This window comes from Glaciecola sp. XM2 (assembly GCF_018595715.1).
Classification (GTDB): domain Bacteria; phylum Pseudomonadota; class Gammaproteobacteria; order Enterobacterales; family Alteromonadaceae; genus Glaciecola.
In genome coordinates this window covers 544284-564648 of the sequence record NZ_JAHEOJ010000020.1, presented here as the reverse complement: position 1 = coordinate 564648, position 20365 = coordinate 544284, and the positions used below count along the sequence as shown (strand labels likewise).

General features: G+C 39.5%; 16 protein-coding genes and 1 pseudogene. 6 read left to right on the top strand and 11 right to left on the bottom strand.

Features of this window, described 5'->3' with window-relative positions; translation table 11 throughout:
* The first annotated feature begins 171 nt into the window (after positions 1-171).
* The 3 genes and pseudogenes from KJ365_RS07135 to KJ365_RS07125 form a co-directional block, all read left to right on the top strand.
* A complete protein-coding gene (locus KJ365_RS07135) occupies positions 172-459 on the top strand; it encodes a hypothetical protein (RefSeq protein ID WP_214450932.1) in 288 nt (95 codons plus the stop codon).
* 62 nt (positions 460-521) lie between these two features.
* A complete protein-coding gene (locus tag KJ365_RS07130; protein ID WP_214450931.1) occupies positions 522-2174 on the top strand; it encodes an asparagine synthase-related protein in 1653 nt (550 codons plus the stop codon).
* A 121-nt stretch (positions 2175-2295) separates the two neighbouring features.
* Positions 2296-2445: pseudogene (locus KJ365_RS07125) on the top strand (IS66 family transposase); the annotation flags it as partial.
* 116 nt (positions 2446-2561) lie between these two features.
* On the opposite strand, the gene KJ365_RS07120 reads toward KJ365_RS07125, so the two are convergent.
* The 9 genes from KJ365_RS07120 to KJ365_RS07080 form a co-directional block, all read right to left on the bottom strand.
* A complete protein-coding gene (locus KJ365_RS07120; protein WP_214450930.1) occupies positions 2562-3812 on the bottom strand; it encodes a glycosyltransferase in 1251 nt (416 codons plus the stop codon).
* A gap of 76 nt (positions 3813-3888) precedes the next feature.
* A complete protein-coding gene (locus KJ365_RS07115; RefSeq protein WP_214450929.1) occupies positions 3889-5022 on the bottom strand; it encodes a glycosyltransferase family 4 protein in 1134 nt (377 codons plus the stop codon).
* A 333-nt stretch (positions 5023-5355) separates the two neighbouring features.
* Positions 5356-7209: a DUF5123 domain-containing protein gene (locus KJ365_RS07110; protein WP_214450928.1), complete on the bottom strand. Its 1854-nt coding sequence runs from the start codon at positions 7207-7209 to the stop codon at positions 5356-5358.
* A gap of 173 nt (positions 7210-7382) precedes the next feature.
* Complete coding sequence (locus KJ365_RS07105; RefSeq protein WP_214450927.1) at positions 7383-8633, bottom strand: O-antigen ligase family protein; 1251 nt, start codon at positions 8631-8633, stop codon at positions 7383-7385.
* 41 nt (positions 8634-8674) lie between these two features.
* Positions 8675-10129, bottom strand: a complete 1455-nt coding sequence (locus KJ365_RS07100) for a lipopolysaccharide biosynthesis protein (RefSeq protein WP_214450926.1) — start codon at positions 10127-10129, stop codon at positions 8675-8677.
* A gap of 52 nt (positions 10130-10181) precedes the next feature.
* On the bottom strand, positions 10182-11186 hold the full coding sequence (locus tag KJ365_RS07095; RefSeq protein WP_214450925.1) for a polysaccharide deacetylase family protein: 1005 nt from the start codon (positions 11184-11186) through the stop codon (positions 10182-10184).
* A gap of 90 nt (positions 11187-11276) precedes the next feature.
* Complete coding sequence (locus tag KJ365_RS07090) at positions 11277-12680, bottom strand: FemAB family XrtA/PEP-CTERM system-associated protein (RefSeq protein WP_214450924.1); 1404 nt, start codon at positions 12678-12680, stop codon at positions 11277-11279.
* 90 nt (positions 12681-12770) lie between these two features.
* Positions 12771-14147: a glycosyltransferase family protein gene (locus tag KJ365_RS07085; RefSeq protein ID WP_214450923.1), complete on the bottom strand. Its 1377-nt coding sequence runs from the start codon at positions 14145-14147 to the stop codon at positions 12771-12773.
* 670 nt (positions 14148-14817) lie between these two features.
* Positions 14818-15915 carry a glycosyltransferase gene (locus tag KJ365_RS07080; RefSeq protein WP_214450922.1) on the bottom strand — a complete coding sequence of 366 codons (1098 nt, stop codon included), beginning with the start codon at positions 15913-15915 and terminating at the stop codon, positions 14818-14820.
* Between the two features lie 433 nt (positions 15916-16348).
* Between KJ365_RS07080 and KJ365_RS07075 the strand changes: the two genes are divergently transcribed.
* Positions 16349-17086, top strand: coding sequence for a hypothetical protein (locus tag KJ365_RS07075; RefSeq protein WP_214450921.1), 738 nt, complete (start codon positions 16349-16351; stop codon positions 17084-17086).
* A 255-nt stretch (positions 17087-17341) separates the two neighbouring features.
* Positions 17342-17704, top strand: a complete 363-nt coding sequence (locus tag KJ365_RS07070) for a fibronectin type III domain-containing protein (protein WP_214450920.1) — start codon at positions 17342-17344, stop codon at positions 17702-17704.
* Between the two features lie 156 nt (positions 17705-17860).
* Here KJ365_RS07070 and KJ365_RS17015 read toward each other — a convergent pair whose 3' ends face one another.
* Complete coding sequence (locus KJ365_RS17015; protein ID WP_214450919.1) at positions 17861-18256, bottom strand: hypothetical protein; 396 nt, start codon at positions 18254-18256, stop codon at positions 17861-17863.
* Between KJ365_RS17015 and KJ365_RS07060 the strand changes: the two genes are divergently transcribed.
* The gene (locus tag KJ365_RS07060) at positions 18246-19214 is read left to right on the top strand and encodes an immunoglobulin-like domain-containing protein (RefSeq protein WP_214450918.1); all 969 of its coding nucleotides are present in this window, start codon (positions 18246-18248) and stop codon (positions 19212-19214) included. The genes KJ365_RS17015 and KJ365_RS07060 overlap by 11 nt on opposite strands.
* Before the next feature lie 11 nt (positions 19215-19225).
* On the opposite strand, the gene KJ365_RS07055 is transcribed toward KJ365_RS07060, so the two are convergent.
* Complete coding sequence (locus KJ365_RS07055; protein WP_214450917.1) at positions 19226-20359, bottom strand: GNAT family N-acetyltransferase; 1134 nt, start codon at positions 20357-20359, stop codon at positions 19226-19228.
* Between the last annotated feature and the right edge of the window lie 6 nt (positions 20360-20365).

The window sequence follows — 20365 nt, the reverse complement described above, 5'->3', positions numbered from 1 at the left end:
TATCTCGAGTTTAGACGATAAATACCCAGTTTCTATCGCGCACCAAGTGATGCAAGTCAGCACTTTCAGCTTATTGCGAATGGTGGAGGCGGCCGACTAAAGTGTTCAGTGTTAAAACACTGCGCTTATTTCGTAAAGCTAAGGCATTATTTAAAGACAGTAGAAACTTTTTTGGGCAGTCGCGAACTCCCTAAAAAACTACGTGAAGAAATGATTGAAATGACAAGAGATTGCTTCATCAACCTAATGAAACGATTGAATTTATTAGTGAATCAGCGCTTTGCGTATAAAGTGAATACTAAGCGAAAACACAGCGATGCCGTTGCAGTCAACTCGTTGAATATGAGCTTCAACTCGGTTGCACCGAATCAAGTGCGGATTGGAGACATGAGTTACCTAACAACAGGCGGCAGCTGGCTTTATTCAGCTCTTGTGATGGACTTGTACGATTGTCAATGACAGCGATGGCAGTCCAATCTAAAAAATGCTGAGAATATTATGCAAAGTCAAAGAGAAAAAATATGAATATTTTTGCAGGTGTATTTAGTTTAAAGAAAATAAATAATCCGTCTGAGAAGATGGGAGCAATAATTTCATTATTTAATAGCAAAATGGGATTAAAGCTTACTAAAACCAATATAAATGACAACTTCGTTTTTTATACCGAGCAACCCCCTCACTATTCATCGAGCAATTCTGCAATAAGTGGGCAATTGTTATTAAGTAATTCTGAAAATGAATACAATTTAGTCGATGAGTTAGATGAAAAAGAGCGTTTATTCGAGTTGCTGGCGAATTCTTCTGGTGATTTTTCTGGTTTTAAATATTTTGGAGATAAACAACAGTTACTTTTATTTACTGATAAATCTGGGATACGTCCACTGTTCTATCAAAAAATAAAGGACCGTGTGTTTTTTTCAACAAACTTCCAATTTTTTATGTTATTAAATCGAAGATCTTTAGAGTTTGATCCTCAGGCTATTTTAGAACAAATTGCTCTTGGTTATTCATTATCTAATAGAACTGTCTTAAGCGACGTCAAGAGACTAGATAGTGCACAATGTCTTATTTTCGGGCCCTCTGGTTCTGAAACTTTTAATTACTGGAATAGAAAAAACATACGTTTAATTAAAGACGTAGATAAGTCTCACTTTGATGATTTATATGATTCATTTACGCGTGCAGTAAAAAAAAGAATAACTGAAACGAATAAGGCAGTGGCTTTTCTAAGCGGCGGTTTAGATTCAAGAGTGATAGTAAGTCAATTAGTTTATGAAAAGTTAGAAGTCTCAGCTTTTAATTTTGGTACAAAAAAATCACAAGATAATGAGTTTGCGAGAATATTCGCCTCAAAACTGAATTTGAATTACTTTCCAACCTTACTCAAAGAGTTAAATTTCCCGAATTGGTCGCAGTTGATCTCGGACACGATGAAAGAGAACGAGTTTGAGTATGATGATACTATTAATGGTAAACCAGTATGGTCTGGCGATGGCGGCAGCGTTTGTGCTGGCGCTGTTTATTTAAATACAGAGATACAAAACGCTGTCCAAGAAAATAATCTTGAAAAAGCATTAGACATATTTTTTGAAAATCAAAAAATAATATTACCCATCAAGTTTTTGAGTTCCGAGCTCCGACAAATCGCGAACAGTCAATTCAAGAAGCAGGTTCTTGAAAATTTAAGTATAGATCATAACGAAAAAGATAAAGCGTTTTATGATTTCCTTATAAAAAATGATCAAAAACGTCATCTTGATCGTCATTTTGAAACAATCCACAGTCATAGAATTGATCTAAAACTGCCTTTTTTTGACTCGGACTTTATGGATAATCTTTATGCCTTTCCAGTAAAAGAGCTACTTTTTCATAAACTTTATATGAAATGGTTTCAACGCTTTCCTACTGCTGCTAGATCTACACCTTGGCAAACTTACCCTGGTCATGAAAAATGCCCTATCAAGGTTGCTAAAGATTATTCATATCAGTGGGATAATCAACATAAAAGTCCAAATATACAAAAGGATATGGACATATACGATAACTTTAAGAAAACAGCATTATTTAAAAAATGTTTCAGTCCCTTTAGAGTTAGAATTGCAATGTTGCTACATAAACACCAAATTAAGAAGTTTGGTTATTTAATTAATATGTTTAGATCGCTGAATGAATGAAGTGTCGAGCACGAGACGCTATGAAAACGGCAGGGAAAACCAATGGGCTGCGCCTTACGATTGCATCGTGAGCGCCTAGCTATCCTACCTAGCCCTTAGCAAACCAAATCGACCAGACTTTGCCATTCAATATTGTTTAAATCAATGGGAAAAGCTTGAGCGTTATACGCTTGATGGCAGGCTCAGTATTGACAATAATCGCGCAGAGCGCTCAATCAAACCCTTCGTGAATGGCAGAGAAGCTTGGCTGTTCTCACAAACTGCAAAAGGTGTGACCTATCCCCGAGATTAGTACCAATCCACGGATGAGATTTTTCATACTATGCTGAACCAAACACTCTAAACAACATCGGCTGCAAAATGTTTCTTATATCGAAATTAAAATCGTCAACTTAAACGAAGAATATCAGAACGTCTATCATCCGTCAGTAAACTTGTTCGTGAGAAAGCTAATTTTACTCTTGATACTGTTAACAAGCGTTCACTATCTGACTTATCATAATAGGTGGCTTCTGGAGAATTCACTTTAACAGCTATGTCGGTAGTCCAATCTTCACCAGCAGCTTTTGCAAGTGCTTGTAGATGTCTATTTAGTTTTTGAGTTGTCACTTTTGGAGATATGTTTTGCAACGCCCATTCACGAGGTACATATTGATGTGTTTCTTGCATAAACTCGAGTAACGTAGACTCTAACTCGTAATCATAAATCAATCGTCCCGTTTCGCGGTTTATATAGCTCTTGTTGACACCAATGTTTTCACGAAGAACTATTCCAGGTGTACCAGAGAAGAAACCTTCAAAAATTGCTCTGTTACTACCCTCTTTTAAAGAAAGTAAAACATTAACTTTTGAGCGTTCCATCAACCTAGCTAATGCAGTTGGGGAGAGTCCTTCATATACGTCTACATGTTTAATTACGCCATAATATTTGAGTAGGTTGTAAACATCGTTCTTCCATTCACCATATGGAGTACAAACCATTGCGGCTCTAAAGCCATGCTTCTTCAGATGCCTCACAGCTTTGAAAAAACGATGATGCCTTTTGACTACGTTGTAACTTGCGACAAAAATAGCATCGTAATCCTTTTTTGAATCAGTGGGTGAGAAAATTCGTTCATCTACCCAATCGCTTGAGCCATAACTAACCGGTTTAAGATTGCTATTCATTGAATTTATGAAAGTTAGATCAGCTACTTCCGATGACTGAATGATAATCGGACTATTTTTATACCGCGCCCAATGTAACAGTTCTGGTGCGCAGTAATTAGATGAGCTTGGTTCAATAACTAGCCAAAACCATTGAAGAAGGGCATCACAATCTAGGTCCCTTATTACGAATGGTAGAGTGGTACTGAACTTAACTAAAAAAACTCCTTTTTCAATTTTTCCATTGTTGACAATAGGGTTTTTTAACACCAATGAACGTAGTTCGGTCCAGTCCTTATCATTTGGGTTTTCATAGCTAAAAAACCTTTCACACGACCATGAAATATTGTCGAGGTTTTTTTTGACTAACTCATCTAAAAAGCTCGTCCTATAATATCGATGAGCGGACATTAAATATTTATAGGCCAATTTTGAGCCAAAAAAATTCAAAATATAATAGAGGAACAACATTAAGGCACTTGCAAAAACCATAAGGTGCCGACGCGTAAAATCGTACACTTTGAATTTCAACAGACTAATTTGTCGAGTAATCAACGTCTACCCCTCTTTACAGCACAGACTTCAACATTGCTGCATACCTGTCTGCATATTGTTTTTCTGTGTATTCGCTACGCACCATTCTCTCCCCATTAGAAGCAATGTTCAATCTGAGCTTATCATCTTCTAAAATGCGCGAAATACATTTAGCTAAAGCACCCGCATCACCCGACTCGAATATTAATCCATTAATTTCATTTTTTACATAATGAGGAATACCATCAGCGTCTGATGCAATAATTGCTTTACGATGAGCCATCGACTCTAACAAAACCCTACCCATCGCCTCGGTTCTCGATGGGAGAATGAAACATTTACATTCACTAATAAGAAGCTGTGCATCGCTATGTTTAACGGGTTTGCATATCTGAATATTCTTATTGCCGTTTGCCAAACTTTCTAGATATTTATGCCCTCCGCGAGGAAAATAGCCAACCACTTTGAGAGTTATATCTTTATGGTGCTCAGCAATCATCACAAACGCTTTTATCAACAAATCAAATCCTTTAATAAACCATGGGGAACCCAATGCTAGTAAATAAGGCTTACAGTTGTTAGAAGGCATAATGTTTTCTACTTGGGTAAACTCATGAAAACAAAAAGTTTTTCTCGACAAGTCTTTTAATCCAGAATAAGGCTGAAGTTGCCATGGGTAAAGGACTCTAATAGCTCCAGCTCGATTTAATACAAAGGGTATCAGCCGCATCACTAATGCTCTCTTAACTGCAGAGACTAGATTATAGTTTTCCTCTCCCCAAACAACCTTACTGCTATAATTTCCGTTCATCTCAACCAAAAGGGGTAATCTTAATAGCCGACTAACGAAAACCGCAATGACTCCCGCGACAATGGGCTCTCTTGCAACTATGGCATCGTAGCCTCCAATAGAGCGGTGTCTTTTGACTGCACGAAACAACATATTGGATATTATCCACGGGTAAGCTAATAACTTTACTCTACGCAAAAACTTCGGCACATAACATCCTAACAGAGTGCCCCCCTGCACATCTACTTGATGAAGCTGCCTATCATTGACAGTATGGGTCATATCACTAAAAAAGTGTCTTGATAAGTAACGGCCTTTTGTTGAATTTACTCCGGATAGTGATGTAACTAATCCTACGCTTATAAATAGTACTTTCATATTAAGCCCTTTGTGGTGGCTTTAAAATTGAACAACGAGCCTAGCTGAGTGAAGCAACAGCATTAGTAGACACTTATAGTGGCATATACAGACACGATATCATGTATATTCAAACATACGCCAACGATATCATAGTTAATCAGCCCTTTTGTCTTCAATTGACGGGGTGAGGTGATTATATTTGATTCGCGCTGCCGTTCAATTAATCTAAACGCTTACTGATTTTAAATCTCTTTGCCGTGCACCTCACGCGCCATCGGTTTAATAGTATTGACGCTTTATGCCAGAAAGGTCAACACTATTTCATATGAAATATTACCCTTAAGTTATGAGTCACGAAATTACCGTCACTTCTGGTGAATCCATCTTTGCAGGAGCTAAGTAGGGTGAGTTATCAGCACCTATTCTTTCTATACCACTTAAATAAACCCCCATATTTGTCCCATCTACCCCATTCCCTATGGCTGGCGAGTTACTTTTAAGTTTAAAGTTATCATTAGACGTGTTTAAAAACTGAGGGGCAATCGCCAAGCTATTAGCTTCAAATGCAGTTTCATCTTTAACCGCTTGCAAGCCCGCAAGGGGGCTAGAAAGAAAGAAGTTAGGCTGTTTTGTAAAAGCTTCATTGTGATAAAGATTATAATTTATATATTCTGGTGCACTAACACCATTGCTAAAACGCCATCCTCTCACTACATCTTGAAAAATATTGTTGTATATTATAAGTCCTTCCCACCCTTCTCTATCCACAGAGATAACAGCGTCCGAAGAACCTGTTTCATGATTATAAAATACATTGTTGGATATCAACTGCTTCGAACTAGATATTACCGTGGAGCTTGAAGTAAAACGAATTGGTGGTGTAAAGCTTCTCTGAGAAGGGCTATTAAAAACATTGCTTTGTACTATTTGGAAATCCAGCGCGTTTAGCCCGTCTTGGGTTGCGTAAAGGACTTGACTCGTATCAAATATATTGAAGCGGACACTCATTCCGACCTTGTTGCCATCAAGACCCTCTTTCTCATAAATTCCACCGCTTGTTTCAGTGAAAGAGCATCTTTGTATTGAGACATTATCTGTGTTGTAACATTGAAAAGCGAATAAAGACCTATCATTTAGCGATAGGTACTCCGCATTTTGTATGTGCCAACGCCACATTTTTATATTGCTAGCAGAGTTGCATTTAAAAACTGCTGTTGCGGAGCTTTGGCCTGATAGAATACCATCCACCGTAATATTTTCTGCTGTAATGTGAGATATAACATCAGTTTCACCACCGAATAAAAGAATACCAAACCCAATTGAAAGCTCAGGATTAGGCCCGACTGTGTTATCTAAATTGATTATTGATAAACCCTTGAACGTAACGTATTTTATAGAGTGAGTATCGGTTGAAGCGCCATCCAACACAAACCCGGTAGTATCGTTAGCCCCATTACCAGTAATACCCCCTGTAAATGTAGGCCAATTTCTAATGACGAGCCTTTGCGATTCAGTGTTTCGCCCGTCAAAAGTTGTCTTTAAAGCAAAGTGTTTTTGATTTACTCTCGCTGATTGCACGCTACCGTCCGTATCATCAGGTATCATCAAGCCCTTGATGTAAATGACCCGCGTAGTAGTAAGCACAGCGTCCCTGGCAGAATACCAATTATTGTAAGGATTACTCTGACTTCCATCGCCATCTGTCGTTGCGTCTGCGTCTATAAAAATAGCGTTAGATGTTGCAATGGTATCATCATCAATAATGCCATAAGCTACCGTGCTGTCTCCGTGATGAAGCACAGCGCCGCCAGTTGGATTGGATAGCATAACATAGATACGGTGTTCGCCATCGGGTTTGCTGGGCACGTTTACCTCAAACGATTTGATATCTAGCGAGTCGTTTGCCCAACTTAAATCACCTGTTGCGAGTTGAGTGCCATCGGCACTGTCATATGCTGTCCAAGTACAACTCACTGCACCTTGTGAGCCATGAGTTCTTGTCGCATAAAACGTGTGTGTGCCAATAGTATTTAGCTCTGAGTAGTCTATGTAAAAGCCCAACCTACCAGCACCAGAGAGGCTGAGTCTAAGAGATAAAATCAAATTCTGACTGCCAACTGTTTGAGCGTGTAAATCAGGTAGCTTGTATAGATTTGTTGCTGCAATAGAAGCAACTATAAGTTTAAGAAAAAATCGCCTTTCCATAATATTGAAACCTTCAGCCTAAAACTATAATAACTTCACGATAATACATTATATCATTGACACATATCGTATACAGGATTATGACTAAGTATCTAAGACCATCAAAAAGCATAGAGCTATCATATTTACCAAGACAGTGCCTCTGTTTAGTTCCTAGTTAAATTTCCATAGGTTTACGGCAATACTCCGTTACATGTCTTCTTTATAACGCTAATCGTAATTGTATACATAGTCAGCCAGATGAACACATGCGGATAATAAGCTACTGATATAAACAAACCTGCTACCGCATAAACTGCCATAGAAGCGATGAGTGCTTGGCAGAACAACTTTATCTGAAGCTGCTCAGGATCCGAGTTATCCATTCTCTTGGAGATACGTAATAACTTTAGTGGCAATATACACATAATATAAAAATATATTAAAACACCAACCAGCCCTAGATCAGGCAGAACTTGGAAATAAAGTGAGTGAGATTCTCGACCACTTAGCGACCTTTCAGCACCTGTCCACCAAGAAGTTTTGTGTTGATATAAGTGAACATTGTTTGGAAAGTTGCGAGCTCCAACACCTAAAATTGGATTAGCTTTAAACATCTCCCAACTAATCTCCCAAGTTCTTAACCTCTCAATACGCGTGCTATTTTGTGTATCGCTAATGCTTTGCATGTCTTCTACATAGTCTTGTGGAATGAATGATAAAAATGCACCACCAGCGATCAGCGCACCTAAAAGCGTAAACAATGCGACTTTTAATCGACTTTTACTCATCCACCAAATAGCCATTAAGCCAGCAATCAAACCTAAAAACCCCCCGCGGGAGCTAGTTGCAATTATCCCTAAAAATAATAGAGTAAGCACCGTACAATAAAAGATACGACGTTTGATACTCAAGTTTTTTGTGTGCAGGGCATAAAAAGCAAATGGTATACCCATACCCAGTGCTAAACAGGCATCGTTGGCATCATTTGTGAAATCACCAGGGCCAGACGGAGCATTCTTGAGCGTAAATATCGCCATAACAAAATATATAACTACCCAATAATGATGTAACTTTTTAAACTGGGTAACCGACGAAAATGCAACTACCAACACCACGCATTGCGGAAATATCTCGAATACCCATTCTATACTCATTCTATATGCAACTACACTGATCGCTCCAATGCCTGATATACCAAACAAAATGCCTAACCAAAAAATAAGGCTAACGTGCATCTTAAAAAAATTTGTTTTGATTGTGAGCAACAATACAATGCCAACAATGCTAATTACTAGAAATAGCACGCCAACCCAAGGAATTACACTTAATCCAGGAATGTTATCCTGAATTCTTGTGTAATACACAAACAAATATGCGTATGCCAAGAAGACGACATATTTCGGTATGGGAGACTGTTCATTCGGTATTAATTTTTTACTCAAAGCTAAAACTCTGTGTTCCGCGTTAGTCTGTGCATTTGGACTTATGTTTTTTTAAAAGTACTAACCATTATTCTCTTAACATCAGTCATATAAGATCTAGCAAATGCATAAGTCGCGGTAAAAAACACTATCATGCCTGATATCGACATTAAAATTAATTGCTGAATTTTGCTGAGGTCTTTAAAAGCAAGCTCCGACAATCCATAGACTGTAGTGCACATAAATATTAGACATGCGCCGAGTGGTAGATACATTTGAACTACTTCACTTAACTGGATTTTAAGCTTTTTCGTTATTTTGCCTAAAACATAAACGTATACAATGGGTGACGACACTAACCAGCAAATGAGCATACCATATAGCCCCCAATTGTATACACCAAACCACATGCTAGCACCGCAAATAATAATCGCATATACATGATAATTAAAAGTCACGCGTGCATCTCCAAGACCTTCGATTGCACGAGTTATAAACAAAGAGCTCATTTGAAACAAAGCGATAATACAAATAATTTGAAAAGGCAATATGATTGGGAGCCATGAAGAAGTCAATACCACATGAACAAGTGGCTCTGCTACCAAGGCTAAACCTATAAAAATGGGCGTAGTCACAAATAGCAAAGAAGTGTGCATTTGTATGAACGTCTTCTTAGCTAGCTCTTTGTCAGTTTTAATCCGAGATATTGCAGGAAAAATAAGATTACTAAATAATGTACCCACTTTATTAGAAGGCAATGAACCAAATGTGTGTGCCATTTGATAATGACCCGTGTTAGTAGTGCTTGTATAGAGGCTAAGTAGTAATAAAGGGATGTTACCCGAGATATATTTTAATCCACTTGCAAATAGCAAAGTTATACCAAAGCTCAGCAGGTCTATTATTGACTTTAACCTAAAAACAAAGTTAGGAATGTATTTGTAAAAAACAAAATACGTTACTGTCATAAATAGTTCGGCAGCCAGTGTCCCGACTATTAAGCTCCAGTATTTGTAACCCATAATTGCCATAATTAAGGTAACTACTATTCCTGTAAAAGCGCCGAACATCCCATTTAACGATATTAGCTTATAATCTAACGCTCTTAGCGCGATAGCTGACGGCACTACTTTTAGGGCACATAGCAACACCATGAGTCCAGCTACTTTAATTGCGTTTGCAAGCTTTTCCTCTTCGTAAAATTCGGCGGCCACATCTGCTAGCAAAAACAAAATGCCGTACAAAGCACCACCTAATACAAATGAAAGCCAAAAAACCGTATCTAACTCTGCTTTGCTAATATTAACTCTATTGACTACTCCGGCAGCAAACCCAGTAGTAGCCAGCATTATAAAAATACCGGTAAGTAAGCCCGACATAGCAACCAATCCATAGTCTTCCGGCACTAATAAACGCGCTACCCAAATCGTAGATACCCATGAAAATATCTGTACAAACAGTTTTGTTGAGGCCTGCCATGCAAAGCCTTTAACCAGTTTGTTTTTAAAATCATCCACTGCAATAACTACTCGGTTCTTATTAGGTGTTGTCTGGTTAAGAGCACCTAAGTCAAGTTGGCCTAAATTGGCTTTTAAATGATTCTATCCACGTTGCATACTGAATGAAATCTTCTTTCGTATCAGGGTAACTAAAGCGTGGAATAGAGAAAAGGCTCCTAGAATCTCCTATATTGGCTGCACCGGGCTCGGAGCTTATTGCGCCTGTATAACCCAACCTTTTCACAAAAGCGACTTCACGCTTTGAAAAGTCTTGCTGTCGCCCTACCGGATAACAAAACACCTTTGACGGATTGTGCAGCTGCTCATTGATATGAATCGTAGATTGCTTAATCTCAAATTCTGATACATTCTCGCTCTCGTTACTTAATATAGGATGGCTGTATGTGTGAGCCCCTACCATCATACCGCGTTTTTCACTTGCCCTTAAACTTTCCCAAGAAGTTGCCTGAAACCCATTGGGAGCACGCACTGGAAGGGAAAGGTTAATTTCAGCCGCGGCAGCGCTGATCACATTATTAATTCTATCAAGTGGGCAAGTTTTCAAATATTCTATAATGTGGCTTAAACATACAGACTTTTCTGCACTTTTTGATACAACATCTGAAAATACTGCCATTACCTTATTTAACTCAGCGTCATTGCAATTATTTAGTAAAAAATGAACCTTATCGGCCCAAAACCATAAGTCACCCTCCACAAAGCCCGTACATACATAAAATGTAGCTGGGCAATCAAATTCAGCAAAAATATTGGTGGCAATTTCAACTTGCTCTAGGTACCCGTCATCTATTGTAAACGCCACCGACTTCGGCGGAAGCGTGGATTGTGTGCTTATAGCACGGGCCACATCATCTATCGTGACAAAATTAAAATTATGGGTTCGTAAAAACGATAGAGACTGGCGCAATAGCTCAGGTGAATGCCCGCTTATGCCTAAGTCAGCACATGCCATTCTATGCAACATAAAAACAGGGACTTTATGCTGATACAGCTTGCTACCCAAAGAAACGAGTGGCTGCAAAGCTAATGCGTTTATAAATGCTTTCTTAATCAAAGGCTTTCATTCCGTGCTGATTAGTTTCGGTCTTAAGACGACATATACAATATCTACATGCATCATAAATCAACATGATGCGGATTAGTACTACGGTATACTTTTAACTATGTGCGGGCCAATAATATTTGCCAACCATACGGGTAAACGCTTCCATACAGCAATTAAAAAACGATACTTTGGGTTGTTTGGGTTAGTTTGTGGTAGCTCACCCGATTTAAGCAAATAATACCAATGATGCGCGATTGGTTGGGCCCGCCACTGTTTCTTGAATTTGTAGGTACTAGCATCTATGGTTGAGCGCCCGAAGTCGAAGTACTCATAACCTAAATCGATCGCTTTTTGTAAAATCATGCGGTACATCCACATATTCGCATCGTATTTGTTGGCAGACTTTACAGTAGATGCCCACGGGATTTCCAACATATCTCTATACCCAGTTAAAAATGCTACGGACACAGGTTCATTATTTATTTTGACTACACATAAAAACGAGCTAATGTCTTCGTTTTGCAAAATTTTCATGAACAGCGCTTTGCTATAAACCGGCGTACCTAAATCTCGCATGTTTCTGGCAAATACTTTGTAAAAGTCGTTCAATAATTCTAATCCACCGAATACGACTTGCGGCTTATATGCATTTGCTTTCTTGTACTGGGCTCTTACTTTTGCAGTAAGCTGCTCTTCTAATTGTGCATTGGTGCTTGGCAATCGAAGAACCATTGAGGACTTTTCAGATTTTACAGGTAAGTTAAGCTCAGGAGATGTTGTTCTAAATTCAAAGTAATCAATGTTTTGCTCCGTGGCCCAATTTTTCATATGGGCAAACAATTTGGTAGTAAGTTCGCTCGAGTATGAGACCATTCCACCATAGTTCACATATGGCACTGACACCATACTTTTACCAAACAGAAAACTCTTCATAAAGAGCATGGGAACGCCTGCGACTATCTTATCGTCTAGTTTAAGCACAAAAAGAAAGACCTCAAACCCTGAGTAATCGCTTAGAACTTGCAACCACTGAGGTCTGTGATAAGCGCTATGTTGCTCAATTTCAGAGAGAAACTGACTCCACTGTACTTCCCACTCATCTTGCAATTGAAGAACAGCAAAAGTAAGTGGGGCGGTACGGAACTGCTCAGTTTTGCTGACAGTAAACTGGATTGGTAATTGTTGAGCTTTTGATGCTGACAATATTTCGCATAGCCTAAACTCTCTCTCTTTTAGCTCGGACTCTGTGTGCTTTATCTCACCCGATATTTCAGCCACTTGAATTTTAAGACCCGCACGCTCTTGTTCTGAGAGTTGATTTTTAAATTTTTGGGTTATTTTTGACTTTTCTTTTATTTTAAATTTTATGTTCTTTAAGCATTTTTGGGATGCAACAACTAACAGCTCGATTTCTTCTCGCTCTTGTTTTGAAAGGTCAACCTCTAATTCACTAACAGAAATCTTTCTTTTTACTAGGCTCTTCGCGGTGTTGATGTAGGTCATTCTTTGAGTTCTATCGGTTTATTTTATGCTGGGCCACTCGTGTAATATGGCCAAAAGTACAAATACTAAACATAAGTTAATGAAAAACAGTTAATCCAGTAGTAAATGTTCTATTTTTTTAGAAATATTCTTTATATCAAACTGGCTTTTATGTTGATAATTACACTTCAAATATCCTAGTTCTTGTTTTTCTTTCGCTTTTTCGAAAAGGTATTTAGATATAGATTCAATATCTTCGGGAGAAAAAATGTCGCCAAACGAATACCTCTTTACAAGTTGCCCCAAAGCCCCGTCTAAAGGAGCAATTGTTAAAATAGGCTTATCTAAGTAGATATACTCATATAATTTAGACGGTATTTGTGTTTTTGTTTCTGGTTGTATAATTAACAGAATGTCGGAGGCTGATAATAGTTGTAAACATTTGTCATAAGGAACGCTCCCAAGATTTTTAAACTTACCGACGACTCCCAAATCTCTCACTTTTTTATCTAAATCGTACCCTAGACTAAAACCACCTATTTGCTGCAGCATTACCTTGTCCATTACATTTGAGTCATACTCTTTAATTCCATTTGAAAGTGCTTCAAGGACTGAGCTCGGATCTCGTAATCCATATAATAATCCCGCATGAGAGACTACCAACGTATCCTCGCTGTACGCCTTATCTAAAGACTTTGTATCAAAATTAAGATGCTCCGCAAGCTCAGAACTATCAAAACCATTTGTAACGGTAACGAATTGATTTGAATTCTTATTGGGATAGCGCGCAACAAATTCTTCGCGCAAGTGCTCTGTATTTAAAAATACAAAATCAGCTGCGTGCACGACCTTTTTCTCAAAAAATGGATCTAGCTTGCGTCTTATGAGTGAATCTTTAGAATCAAATGGATTACCTACCCAAGGGTCACGGAAATCAATAATTAATTTGGTATCTTCACCTTTCAGCAATAAAGCAATTATTAATGATGACCACGGTTTGCCAGTTGCAAAAATAAAATCAATCCGCTCTTTCTTTAAAATAGCTCTACCTTTCCTAAATGCTGGAATGATCCAAGCACTTTCCAAATCGGGATATCTCAAAACATCAGATATCAAGTCCTTCCCTTTTTGATAAATACTTTTATTTTGAGAGGTTTTATTATTCGAGCCTTCATTCAACCTTGTTGAATCTTTATGTTGTGTGTCTCCTGCTATTTTCTGTCGGCTCTTGAAAACGTTTTTAACTGAAAGAAGAAACTTAAAGATATCAAATGTGCTAGTTCGATAAATAACTTCATTATTTATGGGGAGGGGAGATGGATAATCCAAGGACACATAGTCTACATAATCTTCTGGCTTGACAGTTAGAACCACTTTTTCTAGACGTTCTATATTCCTAATAAATTTTACACTCCTGTTAGTCCCAGGTAAACCTTGCCCAGCAACAGGGGGATAGAAGTAAGAAATAAATAAGATTTTTTGTTTCATTCAATTAAGTCTAAGTTAGTTTTATCATACCAAAAGATACTCCCATGGACTATCTAGGGCTGCATAAGCAAAGAGTGCAAAAATAAATTTCAAAGAAGACGACTACTGCCTCAGTTCTGAACGTTTTTTCTTCCATGCACATCTCACATGCTTCATTACATTTGGTCAAGCTTTGAGTAGCTCAACATTAGTTTTTCAATGTTTTGCGTCAAATTATTTTGGCTCTATATCAGGCTATAGTCACTTGTACTCTTTAGAAAATCAATCACTCAATAAGTATTAATTTATTAATGGTTCTCTATCTGCCTTTTTAATCGGCGCCCTTTCATACATGAGGTAGTGCGTATAATCACCAGTATCCGACATTAACTTCGTTTAATTCTCCGCTACACTATTTACGTTTGGCAAGAAGCTAAGCGTGTATATGCCTATGATAAAAAAGTATGCCTAAAGTTGACCACCAACTTTAGATGCCGAAATCTCGCCACATTTGCTTCCGGCAAGGCGGCAATTTTACATAAAATTATTTGTTAATGCTTAAAAAAACGGGCAGATAACTTTGCAGCATAAAAAAGTAGTATGTTATTTTTTGAATGCATACATTTGATTTCAATACTTTAAAGAATAACTTAACGTTTTGATTAACGAGCTTAGACTCTGCTCTACCCCGCTAACTTAATAGTGCTAAACTTAATTGCATTTCAAACCTCTCACGGTTTAGTTTTTGTCTGGCCAACTCAAGGCTATTTTGCTTATACAAATGTAAACGCTCTGAGTCGTGAGTAAGGTTTAAAATCGTCTCCTGCCACTCGTATACAGTACTTGCAAAATCGAGCAAATATCCATTAATACCGTTTTGTACAAATTCACCTTGCGCGCCTGACTCTCGCGCAATAATAGCTAATCCTAGAGAAGCAGCCTCACACAATACGAGCCCAAGCTCATCTTTCCAACTCGGAAATAGAAAAATATCTGACTGGGCCATCAAAGAGAGCAGTTCAGAATTAGGCATGCCATTAATTACTGTAACGCCTTTGCGTTTAGGTAGGTTATTCACTTTAGGGTCGGTCGACACTATCATTAGATCAGCAACCTCTGCGCATGCATCATTAAACACATCTAATAAAAACGGCCCACCTTTTCTTTCCCAATCGTTACCAGCAAAGATTAGCTTTAAACGAGAGTCGGTTTTTTTAGGTTCTTGGATGATAATATTGTTTGAGGGCAAATAGGTGACCAATATTTTACTCTCGGCAATGCCATAATCACGCACTAGCGACTTTTTAACCAGTTCGGTTCTGGCAAGAAACACATCAACGTGCTTAAAAATGCGCTTAAAAAACAGAATATTTAAAGCTTGGGTTAACATTACGTTGACGAGGGAATAAGGAACCACACTTCGCGCTTTTAAATTGTGTTGCATGGCATTTACTGGCGTCGAATCAAGTGCTAGGACTGTATACTTTTTTTCGATCAGCGTTAAAAAGAAAAGCGTTAGGTGATAACTTTGAAAAAACACCGTGTCAAACTCATTTATATTCGAAACTTCGTCTTTATATTTTTGTTTAATGCGCCAGCCTGATTGAAGAGAATCACTAAATCGACAGTAAAAAGGAGGCTTATACTTTTTGAAGATGGTGTTGTCGTAATTTACATAACTAACCTTCGCAAAGTTTGTTGACGCGATATAATTTTCGAGCTCTTTTGAAAAGGTTTTACCCCCTAAAATCCTCGTAAATATGCACAATACGTTGCTTCCTTTTTTCAATTCGCCTTCCTGCCAATGTTTTATTTAATTTGTTAGCACTTGTATCTGCACTAATAATACATAAGTAACAGTCAAACAACAAAACCACGTAGTGTCATACCGATGTCAGTTATTACACAAAAGTGTGTTGCGCTAAGGAACATAGCAAAAATGATGAGATATAATTATATTAAAGAATGTTTTAAACAAGAGCTATTAACGCTACACACCTGTTCTGCCTCTATAAGCGCAACATAAACACATTTAATAAGCCTACAAGCGTCTACACTCAAAACGTACGAGCGTCCAAAATAATTGTCAATATATTTTACACAAAGCCAGAAAGCGAGAATAGAAAAACGAATAAATAATTGAAATTTATAGCTTTTATTGAACTGGCACTTAACTTGCTTAGAGTGCGTAGATGATAAATCTGACAATTAAGGAAATCACCATGAAAAACATATTAAAGATAGGAGCACTCGCTGGAAGCTTGTTTGCTGCAACTGTTGCAAATGCCGGCATTATAACCGTAACACACAACGCGACATTAGCTGATGAAGCGAATCTTCAAACATTAATGAATACGTTCATTACTGAAGACTTCGACACCATTGGGGATATCACATGTGTGGCGTCTTGTAGCCCAGCAAGCGCCGATTTTGTGCTTGCAGCTCCTGCTTTTGACACAAAAGTAGGCACGTTCACTCAAGTCCAAGCAGATGGCACAGGTTCTGAACCAGCAGGCCAGTTAGATCAGCTTCAAATTGAAAATGGTGGTTCTGGTGAGTTCGGACGTGAAACGCCATTTGCTAGCAACTGGTTAGATTCAAACGATTCTGATCAAATCGTGTGGGACATTGACGCAGGCTTTAGAGTAAATGCCTTTGGGTTCTTCTTATCGGATGCTAATGACCAAGGCGCAGTGCTTACATTAACCTTGGATAACGGAACTACTGTATCAGCAAGTCTAAATGCAAATTTGGGCAATGGTAACTTAGCTTACGTTCGTTATGTGGGTAACCCACTAGACAACATCATTGGCGCAACCTTAACGTTTGACAACGGCTCGGACAACAATGATGGCTTCGGTATCGATAACGTAACTCTTGGAACAGTTTCTGCTCCTCACACAATATTGTTGCTGTCTCTTTCTATTCTTGGTTTAATCGCACTTCGTAAGCGCGCTTAAACACAAAAATATAATAAAGTTATTAAAAAACCTGGCGCATGTCAGGTTTTTTTACATCTGTAACACTAGACATGGTTAAACCAAACTTGCCCTTTAGCTAATTTTCGCAACTATCATCGTTTGCACAAATACTAAACCAGCCAATCGGTGATAAATACCGCAAAACAAAGTGACAACACTCCTTCTCTCAATTACCATATCAATCTCTCAATATGCCACGAATGTGTAATGTAACGTAAGCGGGTGAATGTTTTCTTGAACAAGTTTTTAACTTTTGTAGTGCTTCTAATATTAGCAGGTTGCGGAGGTAGCGAAGATTTTGATGAACCAGTATCGGCACCAACACTACCGTTAAAGTACAGTGTTAAACTTGAGTGGACTAAACCACAATTCAGACTAGATGGCGCACCGATTACACCTAACGACATTGCACAATACAATATCTACATGGGCCAAAGCGAGAATGACATGAGCTTGTTAAAGTCGATAGACGAAGCAAGCACCACTTCAACGGTAATCCCTGATTTACTCAGCGGCGTTTATTACATATCAATATCTACAGTCGATATAAACGAGCTAGAAAGCCCCCAATCTGACCCTACTAGAATTCAGTTATAGCAAAAGCCGACGCAAACACGGAGTACTGCCGCACGTTATGCTCTTTACCTACCAATTTATAGCTTTGAGAAAGCTGAAAACTCTCTTACCAAACATATTCAAACTTATACCATTCCCGCCGACATAATAACCACTATCAAACGAAATTCGTTTAGCTTACACCTCATCGAGAAGTAGCGCTTTTTGCAACACAGCGCAGTGATTTGAAGTGGTGGTAAAACAGATGAAGGCAATGAATCGATTATTATGTATCTTGGTGTGTACCTTTACGATTTCTGCATGTGGCGGTGGTGGAGGCGAGGAGTCGAGCGCACCTGCTGCTCCAGCGCCAACACCTGCTCCGGCACCAGCGCCTGCGCCAGCACCGACACCAGCGCCTACGCCAGCACCGACACCGGCACCTACTCCGGCACCGACACCTGCGCCTACTCCTACACCAGATCCAGCGCCCACGCCAGACCCAGCACCGGAACCTGCGCCTACACCACCGCCTTCGCCTGCGCCTTCACCAAATCCGGCTCCTGCGCCAGCGCCTACGCCCGTGCCAGACACTACACCGCCGTCTCTTCTTTTATTAGGAAGCCCGAGTATAACGTTAGAATATGGTGATACCTTTACCGACCCAGGCGCCACAGCTACAGACAACGTAGACGGAGTTTTAGAGGTCACAGTAACGCAACCCAACCTTGAGCAACTTGGTGTTCAGTTAATTGTATATCAAGCAATAGACGCTGCCGGTAACGCCGCCACGTTAGCGCGAGAACTCACAATTGTTGATACCACGCCACCGGTAATCACGTTGATGGGCGCTCAAAGTATGACCTTGGAATACGGCGATACGTTTACCGACCCAGGCGCCACTGCTACCGACTTAGCAAATGGTGCTATAGAGGTCACGGCAACATCCCCTAATCTAGAGCAACTTGGCGCTCAGGTGATTGTGTATGAAGCAACCGACGCTAACGGCAACGCCGCTACACTATCAAGAGAGCTTGTTATTCAAGATACAACGCCACCCGCTATTACCATCGTGGGCGCTGCGTCTATTACCATTGAGCTGGGCGAAACATATTTTGATGACGGTGCAACAGCCACCGACAACTTTGACGACACCATAGAAGTAGATGTTGATTTAACACAGATAAATGCCGACCAGCTTGGGGAATACGAGGTGCTTTACACCGCCATCGATTCGTCGGGCAATTTCACTAGCGTTGCACGTACCCTGATTGTGGAGCCAGTACCAGTATTTACCATCAGACTCGATTGGACACCACCAGAGTTTAGGCAAGACGGCGCACCGTTAGATGTAAACGACATTACTGCCTACAAAGTGTATATGGGTAGCGACGATGAAAATATGGATGTAGTAGCCACCGTCAACCAATCTGATATCACCACTACCGATATTGAGGATTTAAACCGCGGTGTATACTTTATTTCAATCTCTGCGGTAGACCACAACGATTTAGAAAGCCCAATTTCAGACCCAGTGAGAACCATTCTTTAAAAACAAAAGGCTCACCTTTGGGTGAGCCTTCTTAAATATCTAACCCCCAACACTAACGTATCTTCCAACCAAAACTTGTACTTATCACAACGCCTCCTAACTACCAAGTTCTCCATCCACTCTACTTTGTTACTTAAACTTTGTTTGTAGTGTGTGGTGCCGGCTAAAAAGTTATATTGGCGAACGTTGAGCGAAAAATACTCTGCCATTATCAGCCAGTGGCTCACATAACCTGGCTTTAGCTTGTTGTCACTTTCGTAACAAAACCCCGACTGTATATTATAAACAACGCCTTTGTAGCTGAGGTTGTATAGATAGCCAATAGCATGCTCTCCAACCGAAATACAATAAAGTTGGGCTATGCCTGCATCAAAGCTATTTTCAATCAGCTTTTTGTTAAACGCTACCCATTGCTTGTTGGCAAACGCGCCGGGTGCTCCTTTGCCAGCCCAATAGCTGGTGTGCAGGGCCTCTAACTCAGTAAAATACGCCAGTGCCTGGTCGTTGCTTGTGGCCGCAGTGCATATAATCTTGCCGCCGTATTTAGCTTCGTATGCACGAATGCTTCGGTTTATTTGCCCGCGTTTGTTTTTACTCAGCAAGGCCTGCTGAGCATCTTGCCATTGGGTTTGCGCGGTAAAATCGGCAGTGCATATTTGGTGCACGGCGTCTTGTTGATAGGTGTAGATGTCACTTTGCTCATTCACAGACGCCTTTACCCAGCCGCTAGAGGTCTCGGGCAGCGCATTAAAATGCACTTCATCCCATTGTTGAGCATCAAGAGCGTTCAAAAAGGCGCTCCACGCTTGCGCTTCATGGCCTTTTAAAACAAGTAAGCCGTTGTATTCAATTACCATATTGTTGTGTGAAATGGGCAACTCGTTGAGGTATACAATGGTTCTTTTAAAAAACATACGACGAGTTAGCGTGGTGCTGTGCAGCAAACCTAGGGCGATGAGTTGATGGTTGTCGGTAATCTTTACAAGGGAGGTGTTTAAGTGAGGCAGTGCTATTTGTTCAAGCCAAGGCCCTATCCAGTGCCAACTAATAAAAGGGCTGGCGTTTGCTTGCTGCTCTAACGATTGCCATAGGGCTTTGAGTGTTTGCAACTCTTGTAAGCCCGCTATTTCAACCTGCAATGCCATAGGGTA